At 34.2% G+C, this 17,161-nt stretch carries 19 protein-coding genes; 17 read left to right on the forward strand and 2 right to left on the reverse strand.

Translation table 11 applies throughout. The features are described 5' to 3' along the window. The first annotated feature begins 2 nt into the window (after positions 1–2). From ACYVEC_RS10440 to ACYVEC_RS10465, 6 genes are all read left to right on the forward strand, one after another. On the forward strand, positions 3–680 hold the full coding sequence (locus ACYVEC_RS10440) for an OmpA family protein (RefSeq protein ID WP_060630271.1): 678 nt from the start codon (positions 3–5) through the stop codon (positions 678–680). 150 nt (positions 681–830) lie between these two features. Beyond that, positions 831–1,199 carry a response regulator gene (locus tag ACYVEC_RS10445; RefSeq protein ID WP_000940570.1) on the forward strand — a complete coding sequence of 123 codons (369 nt, stop codon included), beginning with the start codon at positions 831–833 and terminating at the stop codon, positions 1,197–1,199. A gap of 129 nt (positions 1,200–1,328) precedes the next feature. Next, complete coding sequence (locus ACYVEC_RS10450) at positions 1,329–3,332, forward strand: chemotaxis protein CheA (protein WP_063224086.1); 2,004 nt, start codon at positions 1,329–1,331, stop codon at positions 3,330–3,332. A 173-nt stretch (positions 3,333–3,505) separates the two neighbouring features. Beyond that, entirely contained in the window at positions 3,506–5,149 is a 1,644-nt protein-coding gene (locus ACYVEC_RS10455; protein WP_275718717.1) for a flagellar motor switch protein, read from the forward strand. A gap of 29 nt (positions 5,150–5,178) precedes the next feature. Beyond that, complete coding sequence (locus tag ACYVEC_RS10460; RefSeq protein WP_063224085.1) at positions 5,179–6,540, forward strand: hypothetical protein; 1,362 nt, start codon at positions 5,179–5,181, stop codon at positions 6,538–6,540. Between the two features lie 27 nt (positions 6,541–6,567). Further along, entirely contained in the window at positions 6,568–7,284 is a 717-nt protein-coding gene (locus tag ACYVEC_RS10465) for a hypothetical protein (protein ID WP_098557260.1), read from the forward strand. Positions 7,285–7,317: 33 nt separating this feature from the next. Here ACYVEC_RS10465 and cheR read toward each other — a convergent pair whose 3' ends face one another. Together cheR and ACYVEC_RS10475 are read right to left on the reverse strand one after the other, a co-directional pair. Then, positions 7,318–8,100, reverse strand: coding sequence for a protein-glutamate O-methyltransferase CheR (gene cheR, locus ACYVEC_RS10470; protein ID WP_142332888.1), 783 nt, complete (start codon positions 8,098–8,100; stop codon positions 7,318–7,320). A gap of 39 nt (positions 8,101–8,139) precedes the next feature. Next, positions 8,140–8,637: a hypothetical protein gene (locus ACYVEC_RS10475; protein ID WP_001020094.1), complete on the reverse strand. Its 498-nt coding sequence runs from the start codon at positions 8,635–8,637 to the stop codon at positions 8,140–8,142. A gap of 143 nt (positions 8,638–8,780) precedes the next feature. Between ACYVEC_RS10475 and ACYVEC_RS10480 the strand changes: the two genes are divergently transcribed. From ACYVEC_RS10480 to ACYVEC_RS10530, 11 genes are all read left to right on the forward strand, one after another. Further along, positions 8,781–9,245 carry a YaaR family protein gene (locus ACYVEC_RS10480; RefSeq protein WP_000946323.1) on the forward strand — a complete coding sequence of 155 codons (465 nt, stop codon included), beginning with the start codon at positions 8,781–8,783 and terminating at the stop codon, positions 9,243–9,245. Positions 9,246–9,261: 16 nt separating this feature from the next. Beyond that, positions 9,262–9,714, forward strand: a complete 453-nt coding sequence (locus ACYVEC_RS10485; RefSeq protein WP_460506306.1) for a hypothetical protein — start codon at positions 9,262–9,264, stop codon at positions 9,712–9,714. A gap of 17 nt (positions 9,715–9,731) precedes the next feature. Further along, positions 9,732–11,030, forward strand: a complete 1,299-nt coding sequence (gene flgK / locus ACYVEC_RS10490; protein ID WP_097949033.1) for a flagellar hook-associated protein FlgK — start codon at positions 9,732–9,734, stop codon at positions 11,028–11,030. Positions 11,031–11,071: 41 nt separating this feature from the next. Next, complete coding sequence (locus ACYVEC_RS10495; RefSeq protein WP_460506309.1) at positions 11,072–11,935, forward strand: flagellar hook-associated protein 3; 864 nt, start codon at positions 11,072–11,074, stop codon at positions 11,933–11,935. Positions 11,936–11,954: 19 nt separating this feature from the next. Beyond that, entirely contained in the window at positions 11,955–13,373 is a 1,419-nt protein-coding gene (locus tag ACYVEC_RS10500; RefSeq protein WP_199677571.1) for a flagellar hook-associated protein 2, read from the forward strand. A gap of 22 nt (positions 13,374–13,395) precedes the next feature. Beyond that, on the forward strand, positions 13,396–13,764 hold the full coding sequence (locus tag ACYVEC_RS10505) for a flagellar export chaperone FliS (protein WP_098557267.1): 369 nt from the start codon (positions 13,396–13,398) through the stop codon (positions 13,762–13,764). Beyond that, complete coding sequence (locus ACYVEC_RS10510) at positions 13,754–14,026, forward strand: hypothetical protein (RefSeq protein WP_001058080.1); 273 nt, start codon at positions 13,754–13,756, stop codon at positions 14,024–14,026. The genes ACYVEC_RS10505 and ACYVEC_RS10510 overlap by 11 nt, the downstream gene beginning before the upstream one ends. A 369-nt stretch (positions 14,027–14,395) precedes the next feature. Beyond that, positions 14,396–14,803 carry a flagellar basal body rod protein FlgB gene (gene flgB / locus ACYVEC_RS10515; RefSeq protein WP_063224180.1) on the forward strand — a complete coding sequence of 136 codons (408 nt, stop codon included), beginning with the start codon at positions 14,396–14,398 and terminating at the stop codon, positions 14,801–14,803. A 20-nt stretch (positions 14,804–14,823) separates the two neighbouring features. Next, positions 14,824–15,237 (forward strand): flagellar basal body rod protein FlgC, encoded by a 414-nt coding sequence (flgC, locus tag ACYVEC_RS10520; RefSeq protein WP_000484673.1) that lies wholly within the window; start codon positions 14,824–14,826, stop codon positions 15,235–15,237. 16 nt (positions 15,238–15,253) lie between these two features. Beyond that, positions 15,254–15,553, forward strand: coding sequence for a flagellar hook-basal body complex protein FliE (gene fliE / locus ACYVEC_RS10525; protein WP_063224078.1), 300 nt, complete (start codon positions 15,254–15,256; stop codon positions 15,551–15,553). A gap of 22 nt (positions 15,554–15,575) precedes the next feature. Further along, positions 15,576–17,150, forward strand: a complete 1,575-nt coding sequence (locus tag ACYVEC_RS10530; protein ID WP_098557269.1) for a flagellar M-ring protein FliF C-terminal domain-containing protein — start codon at positions 15,576–15,578, stop codon at positions 17,148–17,150. Positions 17,151–17,161: the final 11 nt, after the last annotated feature.

Below are 17,161 nucleotides of genomic sequence, written 5' to 3' on the forward strand. Positions count from 1 at the left end.
TGATGATAAAACGACCGCAAAGGGGATCGCCTCGTTGGATGACAACTTTTACAGATTTAACGATGTTATTATTAACTTTCTTTGTATTACTAGTTGCTACATCAAAGCAGGATGCAGTAAAATTGTCGAAGATGCTTGAAAAGTTTAGTGATGTGGAGCAAGTAGATGCAAAAGTAATGGAAAATACAATACCAGATATTTCACATGAAAAAAATGATGAAAAAATGGTCTCTAAAAAGAGAATGGACGAATTATATAAAAAGTTAAAAGCATATGTAGATAATAACGGTATTAGTCAAGTGAATGTATATCGAGAGGATACGGGAGTAAGCGTCGTTATAGTAGATAATTTAATATTTGATACGGGTGACGCGAACGTTAAACCAGAAGCGAAAGAGATAATAAGTCAATTAGTTGGGTTTTTCCAATCCGTACCAAATCCGATTGTTGTGGAAGGGCATACAGATAGTAGACCTATTCATAATGACAAATTCCCTTCTAACTGGGAGTTGTCTTCAGCAAGAGCAGCAAATATGATTCACCACTTAATCGAAGTGTATAATGTGGATGATAAAAGGCTAGCTGCGGTAGGATATGCAGACACAAAGCCAGTTGTACCAAATGATTCACCGCAAAATTGGGAGAAAAACCGTCGCGTTGTCATTTACATAAAAGAATAGTATATTATCATTTTAATAATAAAATAATAAAAATACGAAAATTCTTTTTAAAAAATATTAAATTTTATCATTTTATTTTGTATAATGAGTGAGAATGATAAGATGAAATATTAAGATATACTTATACATAGAAGGAGAGAATTAAAAAGAATGGCACATAAAATTTTAGTTGTAGATGATGCGATGTTTATGCGAACGATGATTAAAAACTTATTAAAAAGTAATTCTGAATTTGAAATTATTGGTGAAGCAGAGAATGGAGTAGAAGCAATTCAGAAGTTTAAAGAACTTCAACCAGATATTGTAACATTAGATATTACTATGCCAGAAATGGACGGACTTGAAGCATTAAAAGAAATTATTAAAATTGATTCAAGTGCAAAAGTTGTTATTTGTTCTGCAATGGGACAACAAGGTATGGTATTAGATGCAATTAAGGGTGGAGCAAAAGACTTTATTGTAAAGCCATTCCAAGCGGATCGAGTAATTGAAGCTTTAACAAAAGTAGCAAACAGCTAATATAGAAGGGGTGCCACAAGGAATCTAAACATTGATAGCGGATATGCGTGTGGCCCCCTTTTTTCTTGTTTTAAAACACTAAATTGTTATACATAAATGAAATGTTTGTTAGACAGGTAGGGGATTAAAATGCAAACAGATCTATTAAATATATTTTTTGAGGAATCGGAAGAACATTTACAATCACTAAATGAAAATGTGCTAACTTTAGAACAAAATCCTGCCGATATGGATGTTGTGGGAGAAATATTCCGCTCAGCCCATACATTCAAAGGTATGTCAGCGAGTATGGAATTTACGGAAATGGCGGATTTAACGCATAAAATGGAAAACGTTTTAGATGAAATTCGTCATGGGAATATAGTTGTACATGCGGAGATTATTGATGTGATTTTTGAGTGCATTGATAATCTAGAGAAGATGGTTGCAGATGTGCAACAAGGCGGAATGGGCAATATTGATGTAGTTACAACTAAGCAGAAATTAGAAGCATTATTGAATGGCAATGTAGAAAATCCTGCTGGATATATTGAGCAAGAACCTATAAATAATGATGATGCAGTTTCACATGAAGTGCATATAACTGTTGAGCAACAAGCTATTTTAAAAGCAGTACGTGCGATTATGTGTATTGAAGTATTGCAAAATGTGGGTAATGTACAAAAAACAGTTCCAAGTATTGAAGAAATTGAGGCAGATGCTTTCGGTTTTGAGTTCACAGTATTTATGGATACTGATCAAAGTGAAGAAGAATTAAAACAAGTAGTGCTTCATGTTTCTGAAATTGAGAAAGTAGAAGTGAAGCAAGGGCATACATCAAAAGAAGTAGTTTCGGAAGAGTTGGCTACACAAGAAGTGGTACAAGAAGTTAAACAAGTGGCTACGCAGGTGGAATCAACTAAAGAAATATCGAAGCAACCTGCTAGTGCTACACCAGCTAAAAGCAATGCGAAGACGAAAAACGCTAAAGTGGAGAATCGTTCAATTCGTGTCCAATTAGAGAAAATCGAAAGATTAATGAATATGTTTGAAGAAAGTGTAATCGAACGTGGGCGCATTGATGAATTGGCACAAAGGATTCAAAATAAGGAGTTAATTGAGCATTTAAATCGATTAGGCGATATTTCAAAAGATATTCAAAATGTACTACTAAACATGCGTATGGTACCAATTGAAACAGTCTTCAATCGTTTCCCACGTATGGTACGTATGTTAGCGAAAGATTTAGGGAAAAAAATCGATTTACAAATTACAGGTGAAGATACTGAAGTTGATAAAATTGTTATTGATGAAATCGGTGATCCACTCGTTCATTTAATCCGTAATGCAATTGATCACGGTGTTGAGACTGTTGAACAACGTCGTGATGCAGGTAAAAATGAGACAGGTACGATTAAATTAGAAGCGTTCCATAGTGGAAATCATGTCGTAATTCAAATTACGGATGACGGAAACGGTATTCATAAAGGAAAAGTATTAGAAAAAGCGATTAAAAATGGTGTTGTAACAGAATCTGAGGCAAATAAATTAACGGACCGTGAAGTATTTGATTTAATCTTCCAACCAGGATTTAGTACAGCTGAAGTTGTATCAGACCTTTCTGGGCGTGGCGTTGGATTAGATGTTGTGAAACATACGATTCATAGTTTAGGTGGACATTTAATTATTGATTCTGAAGAAGGAAAAGGTAGTACATTTAGAATTGAACTTCCATTAACGTTGTCCATTATTCAATCTATGCTTGTTCAAACGAATGATAAACGTTATGCTTTCCCTCTTGGTAATATTGTTGAAGCAATTCGGATTAAGAGAGAAGACATCCAATCCTTACAAGGAAAAGATGTGTTAAATTACCGTAATCAAATTATTGAAGTGAAGCATTTAAGTACTGTATTTGGTGAGAAAACAGTAGATGAGGCGTTTGCGTCATATGATAGTCAAATGGTTCCTGTGTTAATTGTTCGTAATACACATCGCAGCTATGGACTTATTGTAAACACAATTATCGGTCAAAGAGAAATAGTCCTAAAGTCATTAGGTGACTTCTTTGCAGAGAGTTCTAATTATTTCTCTGGTGCGACAATTCTCGGTGATGGACGAGTGGTCCTCATTTTAAACCCAGAAGGTTTATAATAGGAATGAAGGAAAGCTCCCCACTTGTATACAATTGGGGAGCTTTTTGGTTAATCGTTACTAATTTGAAAATGGGAATAAATACATATTAACGTTTTATATAATAAGTTTGTTAAAATAAAATGAGAGTTTATATCATTTGATAGAAAAACAGAAATGAGGAGGCAGAGAAAATGCCTGAGCAACACACAAAAGGGGATACGAGCACAATTGTGCTAGAAAAAGAAAATGAGCATTTAACGCCTCAAGAATGCGATATTCTTGGCGAAATTGCAAATATATCATTTGGTTCAGCTTCGACTGTATTATCAACAATCTTAAATAGGCAAGTAAGCATTACTGCTCCTCGCATAGAATTGGTAGATTTATATGATTCAAGCGACGTCGAAGTTCCACACGTTGTATTAAACATTCATTTTACAAAAGGATTAGATATGGAAAACCTTCTTGTCCTTAAGCAAGATGTTGCATTATCCATTGCTGATTTAATGATGATGGGAACAGGTGAAGTGGAAGATGGAAAAGAACTTGGTGAATTAGAGCTAAGTGCTGTACAAGAAGCGATGAATCAAATGATGGGGTTCGCAGCTACATCTATGTCAGAATTCTTTCAAGATACAGTAGATATGTCTCCGCCGACAATTAAAGTTGTAAAGTTATCAGAAGAAATGGAGAAAATTTCTGAGATTGATGGGAATCAAACGATTGTTAAAGTATCGTTTGATTTAAAGATAGATAATCTTGTAAACTCTAAACTTGTGCAAATTGTTTCAGTTGAACATGCGAAACAAATGGTAAATAAATTAATGCAATTATCTGGTGGAGTAGAAGAAAAAGATGAGCCAGCAGAAGTAGTGGAAACTGAGATTGTAGAAGAACAATTTGAAAAAGAGCATTTAACTCAAGAAGAGAAAGATGTCCTTGGTGAAATTGCAAATATTTCAATTGGTTCCGCTTCAACAGTATTGTCAACACTATTAAATCAGCCAGTTACAATTAGTACGCCCAATGTAGAATCAATCAATGTTCGTCATTATGACGGAGTACCAGTCCCGTTTGTTATTTTAAATGTTGATTTTGTTGAAGGACTAAAGAATGAGAATGTATTCGTATTTACGAAAGATGTCGCTTTAACAATGGTAGATTTAATGATGATGGGAACAGGGGAAGTTGATCCAGAGAAGGAGCTTAGTGAATTAGAACTGAGCGGTATTAAAGAAATCATGAACCAAATGATGGGGCATGCTGCAACGGCGATGTCAGAAATGTTTCAAGAAAAAATGGACATGACACCGCCAAATGTTAAATTCGTAACGTTAAAAGAAGAAATGGAATATTTGGGAGAGTCAATGAAAGTGGACGAACTCGTTCAAATTACGTTTAACCTTGAAATTGGCGACCTGCTTCAATCGAAAATGTATCAAATTTTACCGGTTTCAGAAGCGAAAGAAATGGTAAGAAGACTTCTATATCCAATGGTGGAAGAGGAAGAAGAGATTGTTACGGAAGAAATTGAAGAAGAAAAAATTGTAGAACCTGTTGTGCAACCTATTGAATTTAAAGAAGTAAAACAAATGGAACCAGTATACATGGACACATCCATCTTACAAAATGTAGAAATGAATGTGAAATTTGTATTTGGAAGCACAGTGAAAACAATTCAAGATATTTTAAGTTTACAAGAGAATGAAGCGGTTGTACTAGATGAGGATATTGACGAGCCAATTCGTATTTATGTAAATGATGTATTGGTGGCGTATGGTGAACTTGTAAATGTAGATGGGTTTTTCGGAGTAAAAGTGACGAAATCGCTATAAGTCGTTGAAATAGGAGTTTGAGCTAGTAGATGAAAAACGTAAAGTTTTTTCTAATGAGCTGGTTATTTATAAATGTGTGTCTGTTCTTCCCTCTGCAAAGTCAGGCGGAAGAACAAATTGAGCCAGATCAAAAACTAAATGAAATGAATGTACAAGAAGAAAACAAAGAAGTTCAAGAGCAGCCAGAGCAAGTGGAAGTGAATCAAGGTAAAGAGGAACAACAAGAAGTAGCAAATGAACAAGAGGTCGAAAAAAAGATAGAGACGGATCAAGGGGTTATTACAGTAAATAAGCCGGAATTAAAAGTTGGCGAAGAAGTGCGGGTTATTGTAGAGCCGAAAGAGCAAAATGTTCAAAGTATAAAAGGTATTTTGCGCTTGCCAAAAAACGGCGATCAGTATGAACAAGAAAGAATGCTATCGTTTAAGTATGAAGAGGAAACAAAGCGATGGATTGCTAACTACAAAGTCGAGACTTTTGATTTGCAAGGTAATTGGAACCTGCAGCTCATTCAAAGCTATAAAGAAAATGAGAAAGAAGAACTCACTGAAAATGAAGTGAAAGTCCCGCTCGTTCAGATTAAAAATGAAACGCCAACTATAGATAAAGAATTGCCGAAGTTACATACAGTTACTATTGATGAAGCGAAAGAGAAGTTAATTGAACGGAAACAAGGCGATTCTATACGTGTGCGAGTGAAGGCGGCAGACAAAGAATCGGTTGTGAAAGAGGTCCGCGTGACATTAAAGGGGAAAGAAAATAAAGAGACTACATTTTTATTAGATTACAATAAGCGCGATATGGATTGGCAAAAAGTATTTGAAATAACGGATGCGTTGCCAATTGGCTCATACGAATTACTTGTAGAGATAGTGGATGCGGCCGGAAATAAACTGGTTGAGGAAAGTGAGTATATCGTTTCTGTTTTGGAGCAAAAAACAGAAGATGATAAAAAGATAGAAGAACGAGAGAATGAAGATAAATTAGAGGATAAGAAAGAAACGGATGAGAAAGAAACTGAGAAGCAGGAAGACTCGAAAGTAGAGATCCCGCTTCTGGAAGAAAAACCGCCAGTTGTTCAAATTCCAAAAAAAGAAGAGAAAGTAAATGATCCAATAAAAGAACCATTGATAGAGAAAGAAAAAATTACTTATTTTATAAAAGAGCCTCTAACAGACAACAAGGAAGTAAATAAAGCGAAGGCTCAAAAAGATAAAGATAATAAAAATAACAATCAAGTCGTTTCTAAAAAGAAAGAAAAAAAAGAAGAGCCAGAAGAGAAGAAAGAAGCAAAAAGTGAACAGGGAATAGAAGCTTCTAATGTATTTGCTATCATGTCAGGTTTATTCGTACTATTTTTAGTTTTAAAGAGTAATAAAGAATGGGGCTAAGTATTTCATAGTAGTGGAGGCGCTTAAATGGAAATTAAACGTACGACAATTGAAGATAAGACGCTACAACCATTAAAACAGCCTGCAGCTATTTCGGAACATGAAATTCAGAAAGAACGAAAGCGTAGTAATTTAGTGTTTACTGGACATTCTAAAATTATTACGAAAAATAATGAAATAGGCATTTTGCTTGCAAGTTTAGGTGATGGAAAGGTTATGAAGGAAATGCTTTCTAAAGAGATGGATACAGTATTGCAACTCTTTAAAAAGTTACATACGTTATCTGGAGAAGGAAAGCAAACAGATAAAATATTTGAACAAGTAATGAGAAGCTTGCAAGGACTTGTTAAGCAAGCGCATATAAAAGAACTTCCTTTGTTAGATGGAACTTATGATTTCGCAGAAGTACAACTATCATTTGGTAGAAAGGTACATATTCCGTTATTAGATGTAAGTGCACTTATTTCTAGAGTAGAAAGTGATTCGTCAGAAGGAAATATAAATTTAATGGTAACGGTTATTACTGCTTATATAACGAAATTGTCTAACGAAACCATTTTAATTAGCGTTACAGATCGCACTGCTAAAGAGCGGGATGTAAGCGTATGGAGAGCACTTGCAGAAATGAATATGACACAATTATCACAGGCTTTAAAACATACGATGCAAGAACATAAATGGTCTATGACGTTTCTTTTTCTCTTTGTATGGATTGTTGCTATTATTTTAATTCGAGTTATATAAAAAGGTCGTCACTTTACATTGTGACGACCTCTTTTATATTTTTTCGTAAAAGAATGTATCAAATCGCTGAAGATTATAACGTTCAGGTGTTAAAATTTGTTCAGTACTACCAACAAATAATACGCCGCCTTTTCGTAAAGCGCGACTAAATTTTTCATAAAGTTTTACCCTTGCTTCTTCAGTAAAGTAAATCATTACATTACGACAAATGATTAAGTCATAATTTGTATCAAACGACTGCATTAAAAGATCGTGCTGTTTGAACGTCACGTTTTGTTTAATGTTTTGATGTAATGAATATATTTCATTCTCTTTTGTGAAATGACGCTCTTTCAAATCGATAGGTAATTCTTTTAAAGAACGTTCTGTATATTGACCGCGTTTTGCAGTTTCTAAAATGTGAAAATCAAGGTCTGTTGCCTGGATTTCAAAACGAAATGGAGCTAAATGTTTCGATAAAATTAAAGAGAGTGTATATGGTTCCTCACCAGCAGCGCAAGCGGCACTCCATACTTTTAATTTTCCGTTATTTTGTTCAAGTAATTTTGGTAGTGCTTTCGTTTCTAATGTTTGCCACCGTTCTTTATTTCTAAAAAACTCTGAAACGTTAATTGTAATATAGTCAATAAAACTTAAAAATAAATTTTGATCGGTACGTAAATTGCTTAAAAAACTAGTGTAGTTCTCAAAGCCCTTTCTCGAAATAAAAGCATCGATTCTACGACGCATTCTATCTTGTTTATATGAAGCGATATCCATATTGAATTGTTGTTTGAAACTCGCGATAAAATGATCATAATCTTGTTCAATTATCATATTTATAATAGGCACAATAACGATATTGTGCCTCCCCCTTTACATCATACGGATTTTTTGTTCAAAGTTTTTTTTCATCTGTTTTTCATGTAAACCTGGTAAATCATAAATAACAGCATCTATTCCTGCTTCTTTTGCAACGTCAACGGGAATGACAGATGTATGTTTGTCCCCATTATAAAAACAGAGAACTAAATCGGTATCTTCGATTATTTGTTTTACAAAAAACATATAATCGGAGCGGTAAATGGAGTCGGAAGGATGATCAAAAGCGACATACTCGGCTCCGTGTTTTTTTAAGTAATCAACGACCTCTTGAAATTCATCTGTTAATGCTTGTAACGGCTGTAGCGTGTAAAGGCATAAATTTTGAGCGAGTCTTTCGTTTTCGATGAAAAAACGAAGAATCTCATTTTCAATAGATTTATAACATAATATGTAAATTTTATGTTTGTGAGCATAGTCAGTTAAAAATTTTTTTATTTCTTCCTGATCTAATGCTGTTAATTGATTTGAACCACAAAGAAAAATATTCATAGATTTGTGCCACCTCATGCTAAATTGTAACATATCTTTTATAAAAAATAACTGCAAAATATTAGTGTTCAGAGTATAATTATAAATAACTGGATTTTACGATTAAGTTTAGGAAGAAATAATAAAATAAATAGGTGATATATATGCTGCGTTCGATCTCGCATAATCCAATTTTATCGCATATACCGCCTGCTACTCAAATGCCGAAAGAAGCAAATGTCAGGACAGGACTTGCATTTTCGGATAATTTGCATGCAGATCCGAAAAAAGACAAATTGCTAGAACAAATGGAAGCATTTGTCGATAACATTGGAGAAATTAAAGAGAAAATTGAAATGGAATTAACGCTTGATAATGTAATGGAATACAAAAATACAGTAAAATCATTTTTGAATTTTTACGTAGATAATGTATTGCAATATAAAGATGTCATGTCTCGTCATCCGCGTTACGGATATTCACAGAAAATGACGATTGTGAAACAGGCGGAAATGGGATTAAATGAGTTAGAAGATGTTATGAATTTAATTAATACGAAAACGGGACATTTAGAAATGTTAAATCAAATTGGAGAAATACACGGTTTAATTGTAAATTTAGTCTTGTAAAAGGGAAGGAAGCTATATGTACATACAATTATATGAAAAGCTCGTTATTATTCAAAAAGCATATGAAAACATTCAAACGCTCGGTGAACAAATATATGAGAATTTGAAGCATAAAAATGTAAATGCAGTTCAAAAGTTACAAGTAGAGCAATTGCAGTACATTGATGGTTTAAAAAAGTTATCAAGTTCATTTGAAGAAATGGTTGTTCAGTTTTGTAAAGAACAGGGAGTGGAATCATTTCGCGTAAGTGCGTTATTTTCGTATTTTTCTAACGAAGAAATTGGAAAAATGGAAGAATTACAAAAAAATGTAGCTGAATTAGAAGAGAATGTAAAAATGATTCTTTTGAAAAATCAATATTACTTAAACGTACTATTAAAAACTACAGAAAGTATTGTGGATTCCGTTTCTGAATATAATTTAGAGCGAAACAATAATTCACAAATCTTTATGAACGAACTATTGTAAAGGGGAAGTGAAACATTATGAGATTATCTGATTATAATACGCCGCTATCGGGTTTGTTAGCGGCACAAATGGGATTACAAACGACGAAACAAAATTTATCAAACATTCATACGCCTGGTTATGTGCGTCAAATGGTGAATTACGGATCGGCTGGAGCAAGTCAGGGCTATTCACCGGAACAAAAAATAGGTTACGGTGTACAAACGTTAGGTGTTGACCGTATTACAGATGAAGTGAAGACGAAACAGTTTAACGATCAATTATCCCAACTCTCATACTATAACTACATGAATTCGACTTTATCACGTGTAGAATCTATGGTTGGAACGACAGGAAAGAATTCATTATCTAGTTTAATGGATGGCTTCTTTAATGCCTTTCGTGAAGTTGCAAAAAATCCAGAACAACCAAATTACTACGATACATTAATTTCTGAAACTGGGAAGTTTACAAGTCAAGTAAATCGTCTAGCGAAAGGTTTAGATACAGCAGAAGCACAAACGACAGAAGATATTGAAGCGCATGTCAATGAATTTAACCGTCTTGCTGGTAGTTTAGCGGAAGCGAATAAAAAAATTGGACAAGCAGGTACACAAGTGCCGAATCAACTTTTGGATGAACGTGATCGTATCATTACAGAAATGTCTAAGTATGCAAATATAGAAGTGTCTTATGAATCTATGAATCCTAATATCGCGAGTGTTAGAATGAATGGTGTTTTAACAGTAAATGGACAAGATACATATCCACTTCAATTAAATAAAGAAAAAGAACCAATGACTGCTGAAATTTACGGTTCGGAAATTCCTTTAACTAGTGGAGCAATCCAATCAGCGATCGATACAAAAGCGAAGATTGCTAGTTATAAGAAAAACCTTGAAGAACTAATGAGTTCTGTAAAGAATGAAGTGAACACAGTAATGGGGAAAGAGTTCTTCGTTGGAGATCAAGCGAAAGATATGAAATTAAACCCTGAATTTGCAAAAGATGTTTCGAAAATGAAAATATCAGCTGAAACAGCAAATAAACTAGCAGCAATTACAGATGGAAATTATAAAGAAGGTCTTTCTTATAAACAAGCATTAGACCAATTTGTAGTTGGTGTTGCATCTGATAAAAGTGCAGTGAATGCTTATCAAAAAATTCATGGGGATTTATTAGAGGGGATTCAGCAAGAAAAGATGGGTGTTGAAGGCGTTAATATGGAAGAGGAAATGGTTAATTTAATGGCCTTCCAAAAATATTTCGTTGCAAACTCTAAAGCTATTACTACGATGAATGAAGTGTTTGATAGTCTATTTTCGATTATTCGATAAGTGATAGTAATTGATTGGAAATATATAAGGAGGAGATAGAAATGAGAGTATCTACATTTCAAAATGCAAGCTGGGCAAAGAATCAGTTAATGGATTTGAATGTGCAACAACAATACCACCGAAATCAAGTAACTTCAGGGAAGAAAAACCTTTTTATGAGTGAAGATCCACTTGCGGCAAGTAAATCATTTGCGATTCAACATTCATTGGCGAATATTGAACAAATGCAAAAAGATTTAGCGGATTCGAAAAATGTATTAACACAAACTGAAAATACTTTACAAGGTGTTTTTAAATCTTTAACAAGAGCAGATCAATTAATGTTGCAGGCATTAAGTGAGCAAAATGGTGAAAAAGAATTGAAAGCCATCGGTGCAGAGATTGATCAAATTTTAAAACAAGTTGTATATTTAGCAAATACGAAAGAGCAAGGTCGTTATATTTTCGGTGGTGATAGCACAGAGAAGCCACCATTTACAGAAGATGGTACGTATCAAGGTGGACAAAATGATGTGAACTGGCAACTAAATGACGGTTATGAATTAAAAGCATTTCGTAACGGCGAAGCGCTATTATCCCCTGTTATAAATACGTTAAAACAGATGAGTGAAGCGATGCAAAAAGGTGACCAAAAAGCATTACAGCCTTTATTAGGAGAAAATAAGAAAAATTTAGATGGCATCATTAATCGTACAACTGAAGTTGGTTCGACAATGAACACAATGGAGACGTTCAAAACAATTTTAAGCGAGCAAAACTTAGCACTTCAAGAAAACCGTAAAGACATTGAAGATGTCGATTTAGCGGTTGCCATCTCTGATTTAGCTTATATAAACGCAACGTATGAGGCAACGCTTAAAGCAGTTAGTACGATGAGTAAAACGAGTATTTTAGACTACATGTAATCTATAAGGAGTGAGAAAAATGGCAGGAACAACGATGACAGGTATTGGTGGTAGACAACAGATTTGGAACCTTGGAAATAATATGATCGATACTTCTAATCTAGTAGAATTAGAGCTGCAAGCGTTAGATATGAGGAAAACACCGTATACGAAAGAAAAGAACGACCTTACAAATGATAAACTACTATATACAAGTTTGAAATCGGAATTTAGCTCTTTCACACAAACTTTTAAAAACTTAGCGGCTTTTAAAGGGAATGAAAAAAAAGTAACGACAACGCAAGAAGGCTATATAGATGTAAAAGCTGATGGTGGTGCGATTGCTGGCACTTTTAATATGACGATTACTCAGCTTGCACAGCGTCATCAAATAGCTTCTAATGAAATTAAAGATATAAATGCAAAGCTTCCTAAAGATGAAACATTAAAACTAGGTGATAAAGAACTAAAAGTAACAACTGATATGACATATAAAGATTTAATTAATAAAATTAATGATGGAGATTATGGTGTATCGGCTTATACACTTGGAAATAAAATTTTCATGACCTCGAAAAAAGAAGGGGCAACAAATGAAATTAAATTAGAAAAGACACCACCTAATGTACTTACAGATTTGTTTTATTCGAAAGTGGAAGGTATAGATGAGAATAACAAACCTACGACAGAGATGAAACTAAATACTATTAATGAAGCGTTAGATGCAAAATACAGCATTAATGGTGTTGAGGGGAAAAGTGATAGTAATACAATTGAAGCATTGCCAGGTGTAAAGATTGAGCTATTGAAAGTAACGGAATCAAAGGTGGAAAATAAACCAGAAGGCGGAACTGGTACAGATGTAGACCAAAAAGCAAAAGGCATAGATCTAAAATTCACAGTAAGTGACTCAAACGTAACAGACGCATCAAATATTATTAAAAAGATGGTTGCAGATTATAATAAAGCTGTTGCTACAGTAGATATCTTTGCTGGTAAAGGTGGGGCCTTCCAAGGACAAGCTATTATGCAAAGTGTGCGTCAAGCTATGAACAATGTCGTAACATTTTCACAAGATGACAATTACTTATTCTCATTTGGTATTCAATTAAAGCAAGATGGAACGATGGAAGTTAATGACGAAGCATTAACGAAAGCGTTAAAAGAAAAACCGGATGCAGCGAAGCAATTTTTCTTTAGTTCTAACGGTTTAGGAAAAATGATGGAAGAACCACTTGATAAGTTATTTGGTGATAAAGGTGTAGTTGGAGAACGAGTAAAAAACATTGACTCACGTGTAAGTGATTTAGATAAAAAGATTCAAGATATTGAAAAGCAAAATTTGGACAAACAAAATGAAATTGTGAAGAAGTATCAAAAGCTAGAAAGTACATTAGCGGCGCTTGATAGCCAATTAAAAACAATTAAAGCAATGACAAAACAAAAAAGTGATGATTAATGAAAGCTAAGGAAGTGATCGTATGCAAGCATGGCAACGTTATATGCAAAATGATATTATGACGAGTAATCCAATTAAAAATACAATTTTTATTTATGAAAGATGTATTGTAGAGTTTCGTAATTTAGAAGAACTGTTAAATGCTTTTAAACTACAAGAAGGAGATGCGCTTCTTGAAAAGTTAGAACGTATTTTTGAAGAATTAAAACTTCAATTAAATCCTGAAATTACGAAAGATTTATATGATAGTTTATATGGCTTATACGATTGGATTAGCATTCAAATTCAAATGATGAAAGTAACGCGTGAAGCAAAAGACATGGATGCTATTGTGAAAGTGTTACAAGATTTAATAGATGGTTATCGCGGAGCACTTGAAAATGAACAATGATATTTATCGGACGTTTGTCGGCTGTTTTAATGAAATCGGTGAATTGCAAGTGTCAGATGGAGAGTTTGCTGAGAAGAGTGAGATGTTAAATCGCTGGATGATGACATTGGATGAGGAAACACGTGCGCAAGTTGCAGCAGAAGTAAGCCCATTCATTATTAAGGCGGCACAGCATATTCGAGATAAGCAAAAGATTTTAGAAGAAATGATTATGACAAATGATGGGCGCATGAAAGCAAATTCATTTTACGGTAAATTTTAGTGATAGAGTTTAGAAACGGATTCCCCTTTTAAGAGGGGATCCATTCCTTTGTTTAAATAAAGACTTCCGCTGGTTGAGGTTTCATTTTATGACTGTAATGAAAAAATAGTAGTAATCTAAATAATGTGAAAATGAACTTTAGTTTGTAGATCATATATTGAAATGTTTCATAGATTATTGCGTGTATACAGTTTTTTTGTATTCTTTTTTATATTTTTGTATTTTTCTAAAGACAACAATGGAAAAATGGAATAAAATATGTAAGGGTACATGATTGTTAATATTTTAATAAACACATATAAGAAAATAAATAATGAAGTGAAACTTCCATCAGTGGATCATGAAGTTAAAAAAGAAAGGGTGTGGAATATGCCAGATTTAGTGAGTGATGTAGGCCATTATATGAATTATTTAGTGACGAAACGAAATACTGTTTCTAGTAATATTGCAAATGCGAATACACCCGGCTATAAAGCACAAGATGTAACATTTGCTGAGCAAATGAATAAAAGTAGTGCATTATATAAGAACAATGTTGCAGACTTAAAGAGCAATCCAGATTTATATCAAACGAATGAAATGCACTTACCGACAGTAAATATGAAAAATACATATGCAAAGATTCAAACAAAATCAATGCAAACGAATAAAGATGGAAATAGTGTGGATGTAACGACAGAAATGCTAGATTTAATGAAAGCAAATCAGTTATACGGTATTTCAATTAACGCGATTAATACACAATATGCAATTAACCAAGCGGCACGCGGACGTTAAAAGTAGAAGGAGAGACAATGATGTTTCAGGCAATTAATGCAAGTGGCTCAGGACTAACGACAGCGAGAAAGTGGATGGAAGTTACTTCTAACAATATTGTAAATGCAAATACAACGGCTGCTCCGGGGGCAGATTTATATGAGCGTCGTAGTGTAGTGCTAGAATCAAACAATAGTTTTGCAAATATGTTAGATGGATCTCCTACTAATGGGGTGAAAATAAAAAGTATTGAAGCAGATAAAACTGAGAACTTAGTGTATGACCCAACACATCCGCATGCAAATGAAGAAGGGTATGTACGTTATCCAAATATTGATGTGACTGCTGAAATGACGAATGTAATGGTTGCCCAAAAAATGTACGAAGCGAATACAAGTGTATTAAATGCGAATAAAAAAATGCTTGATAAAGATTTAGAAATCGGCCGAGGATAAGGGGGAATATAGTAATATGAAAATCCAATCAATGCTAAATACGCAACCATTTGGAGCAATTCAGTCAATTGGTGCACCGAAAACTTCTCAAACATCTGTAGTTGAAGGGAAAAAGTTTATTGATTTATTGGAAGATATGAATCAAACGCAAAACAATGCGCAAACAGCAGTATATGATTTACTAACTAAAGGGGTAGGAGAAACGCATGACGTTTTAATTCAGCAGAAGAAGGCTGAATCTCAAATGAAAACGGCTGCTCTCGTACGTGATAATCTTATTGAAAATTATAAGTCACTAATTAATATGCAAATTTAGGAAAGTGGACGGGTGTGTTTAAATGGAAAAGATGAAAAATGTTATCCAATCGTTAAAAACGTGGCATAAGTTAGTAATTGGTGCTGCGCTTTTAGCGATTGTAACAGGAGCACTTTTATACTTCACCTTGCCAGATAAATATGTTGTTGTATATCAAAATTTAAATGATGCAGATAAGCAAGAGATTACAGCAGAATTATCAAAGTTAGGTGTTGATTATCAGTTAGCGGCCGATGGATCGATTCGTGTGCAAAAAAATGATGCTCCATGGGTTCGAAAAGAAATGAATGGGATGGGCTTACCGTTTAATTCTAAAAGCGGTGAGGAAATTTTATTAGAAAGCTCGCTCGGTTCAAGTGAGCAAGATAAAAAAATGAAGCAAATTGTCGGTACGAAAAAGCAATTGGAGCAAGATATCGTAAGAAACTTTGCGACAGTTGAAACGGCAAATGTTCAAATTACATTACCTGAAAAAGAGACAATTTTTGATGAAGAAAAAGCAAAAGGAACAGCTGCGATTACGGTTGGAGTGAAGCGTGGCCAATTATTAACTGCTGATCAAGTTGCGGGTATACAGCAAATGATTAGTGCAGCAGTTCCTGGTGTAAAAGCAGAAGAAGTAAGTGTGATTGATAGCAAAAAAGGTATTATCTCAAAAGGAGCAGATGAAGCGCATTCTACTAGTTCCTCTTCTTATGAAAAAGAAGTAGAGATGCAACATCAAATTGAAGGTAAGCTAAAGCAAGATATTGACGCAACATTAATGACGATGTTTAAACCGAATGAATATAAAGTGAATACGAAAGTATCTGTAAACTATGATGAAGTTACACGCCAGTCAGAAAAATATGGTGATAAAGGTGTACTTCGTAGTAAACAAGAGCAAGAAGAAAGCTCTACTGCGCAAGAAGGAGCAGAGACGAAACAAGGCGCTGGTATAACAGCGAACGGTGAAGTACCAAATTACGGTACGAACAATAACCAAAATGGTAAAATCGTCTATGATAATAAAAATGGTAACAAAATTGAAAACTATGAGATAGATAAAACAGTTGAAACAATTAAGAAACATCCAGAATTAACAAAAACAAATGTTGTAGTATGGGTAGACAATGATACGTTAGTAAAACGAAAAATGGATATGACTACTTTCAAAGAAGCAATCGGCACAGCCGCTGGGCTTCAAGCTGATCCGAATGGAAACTTTACAAACGGTCAAGTTAACGTTGTAACTGTTCAGTTTGATCAGCCGAAAGAAGAGAAGAAGAAAGAACCAGAAGAAAGCGGTATAAACTGGTGGTTATTCGGTGGAATTCCAGCTGGTTTATTAGCGATTGGTGGTTTAGTATGGTTCTTATTAGTAAGACGTAAGAGAAAGAAAGAAGAAGAGGAATATGAAGAATACTTAGCAGAAGAGGAAATTGCTGCAGGTAATGAAAGTATCATGGAAATTCCTGAAGAAAAAATAGTACCAGAGCCAAAACCAGAACCAGAAGAACCGAAAGAACCAACGTTAGATGAACAAGTGCATGATGCTACGAAAGAACATGTAGAAGGAACTGCAAAAGTAATTAAAAAATGGTTAAATGGACAGTAAGGGAGGAACAA

This window comes from Bacillus sp. MN7755 (assembly GCF_054771475.1).

What these genes read in the sequence shown, in the direction of transcription:
- ACYVEC_RS10440 (WP_060630271.1), top strand. Translation starts at nt 3, where the DNA reads ATGATAAAACGACCGCAAAGGGGATCGCCTCGTTGGATGACAACTTTT.
- ACYVEC_RS10445 (WP_000940570.1), top strand. Translation starts at nt 831, where the DNA reads ATGGCACATAAAATTTTAGTTGTAGATGATGCGATGTTTATGCGAACG.
- ACYVEC_RS10450 (WP_063224086.1), top strand. Translation starts at nt 1,329, where the DNA reads ATGCAAACAGATCTATTAAATATATTTTTTGAGGAATCGGAAGAACAT.
- ACYVEC_RS10455 (WP_275718717.1), top strand. Translation starts at nt 3,506, where the DNA reads ATGCCTGAGCAACACACAAAAGGGGATACGAGCACAATTGTGCTAGAA.
- ACYVEC_RS10460 (WP_063224085.1), top strand. Translation starts at nt 5,179, where the DNA reads ATGAAAAACGTAAAGTTTTTTCTAATGAGCTGGTTATTTATAAATGTG.
- ACYVEC_RS10465 (WP_098557260.1), top strand. Translation starts at nt 6,568, where the DNA reads ATGGAAATTAAACGTACGACAATTGAAGATAAGACGCTACAACCATTA.
- cheR (WP_142332888.1), bottom strand. Translation starts at nt 8,100, where the DNA reads ATGATAATTGAACAAGATTATGATCATTTTATCGCGAGTTTCAAACAA.
- ACYVEC_RS10475 (WP_001020094.1), bottom strand. Translation starts at nt 8,637, where the DNA reads ATGAATATTTTTCTTTGTGGTTCAAATCAATTAACAGCATTAGATCAG.
- ACYVEC_RS10480 (WP_000946323.1), top strand. Translation starts at nt 8,781, where the DNA reads ATGCTGCGTTCGATCTCGCATAATCCAATTTTATCGCATATACCGCCT.
- ACYVEC_RS10485 (WP_460506306.1), top strand. Translation starts at nt 9,262, where the DNA reads ATGTACATACAATTATATGAAAAGCTCGTTATTATTCAAAAAGCATAT.
- flgK (WP_097949033.1), top strand. Translation starts at nt 9,732, where the DNA reads ATGAGATTATCTGATTATAATACGCCGCTATCGGGTTTGTTAGCGGCA.
- ACYVEC_RS10495 (WP_460506309.1), top strand. Translation starts at nt 11,072, where the DNA reads ATGAGAGTATCTACATTTCAAAATGCAAGCTGGGCAAAGAATCAGTTA.
- ACYVEC_RS10500 (WP_199677571.1), top strand. Translation starts at nt 11,955, where the DNA reads ATGGCAGGAACAACGATGACAGGTATTGGTGGTAGACAACAGATTTGG.
- ACYVEC_RS10505 (WP_098557267.1), top strand. Translation starts at nt 13,396, where the DNA reads ATGCAAGCATGGCAACGTTATATGCAAAATGATATTATGACGAGTAAT.
- ACYVEC_RS10510 (WP_001058080.1), top strand. Translation starts at nt 13,754, where the DNA reads ATGAACAATGATATTTATCGGACGTTTGTCGGCTGTTTTAATGAAATC.
- flgB (WP_063224180.1), top strand. Translation starts at nt 14,396, where the DNA reads ATGCCAGATTTAGTGAGTGATGTAGGCCATTATATGAATTATTTAGTG.
- flgC (WP_000484673.1), top strand. Translation starts at nt 14,824, where the DNA reads ATGTTTCAGGCAATTAATGCAAGTGGCTCAGGACTAACGACAGCGAGA.
- fliE (WP_063224078.1), top strand. Translation starts at nt 15,254, where the DNA reads ATGAAAATCCAATCAATGCTAAATACGCAACCATTTGGAGCAATTCAG.
- ACYVEC_RS10530 (WP_098557269.1), top strand. Translation starts at nt 15,576, where the DNA reads ATGGAAAAGATGAAAAATGTTATCCAATCGTTAAAAACGTGGCATAAG.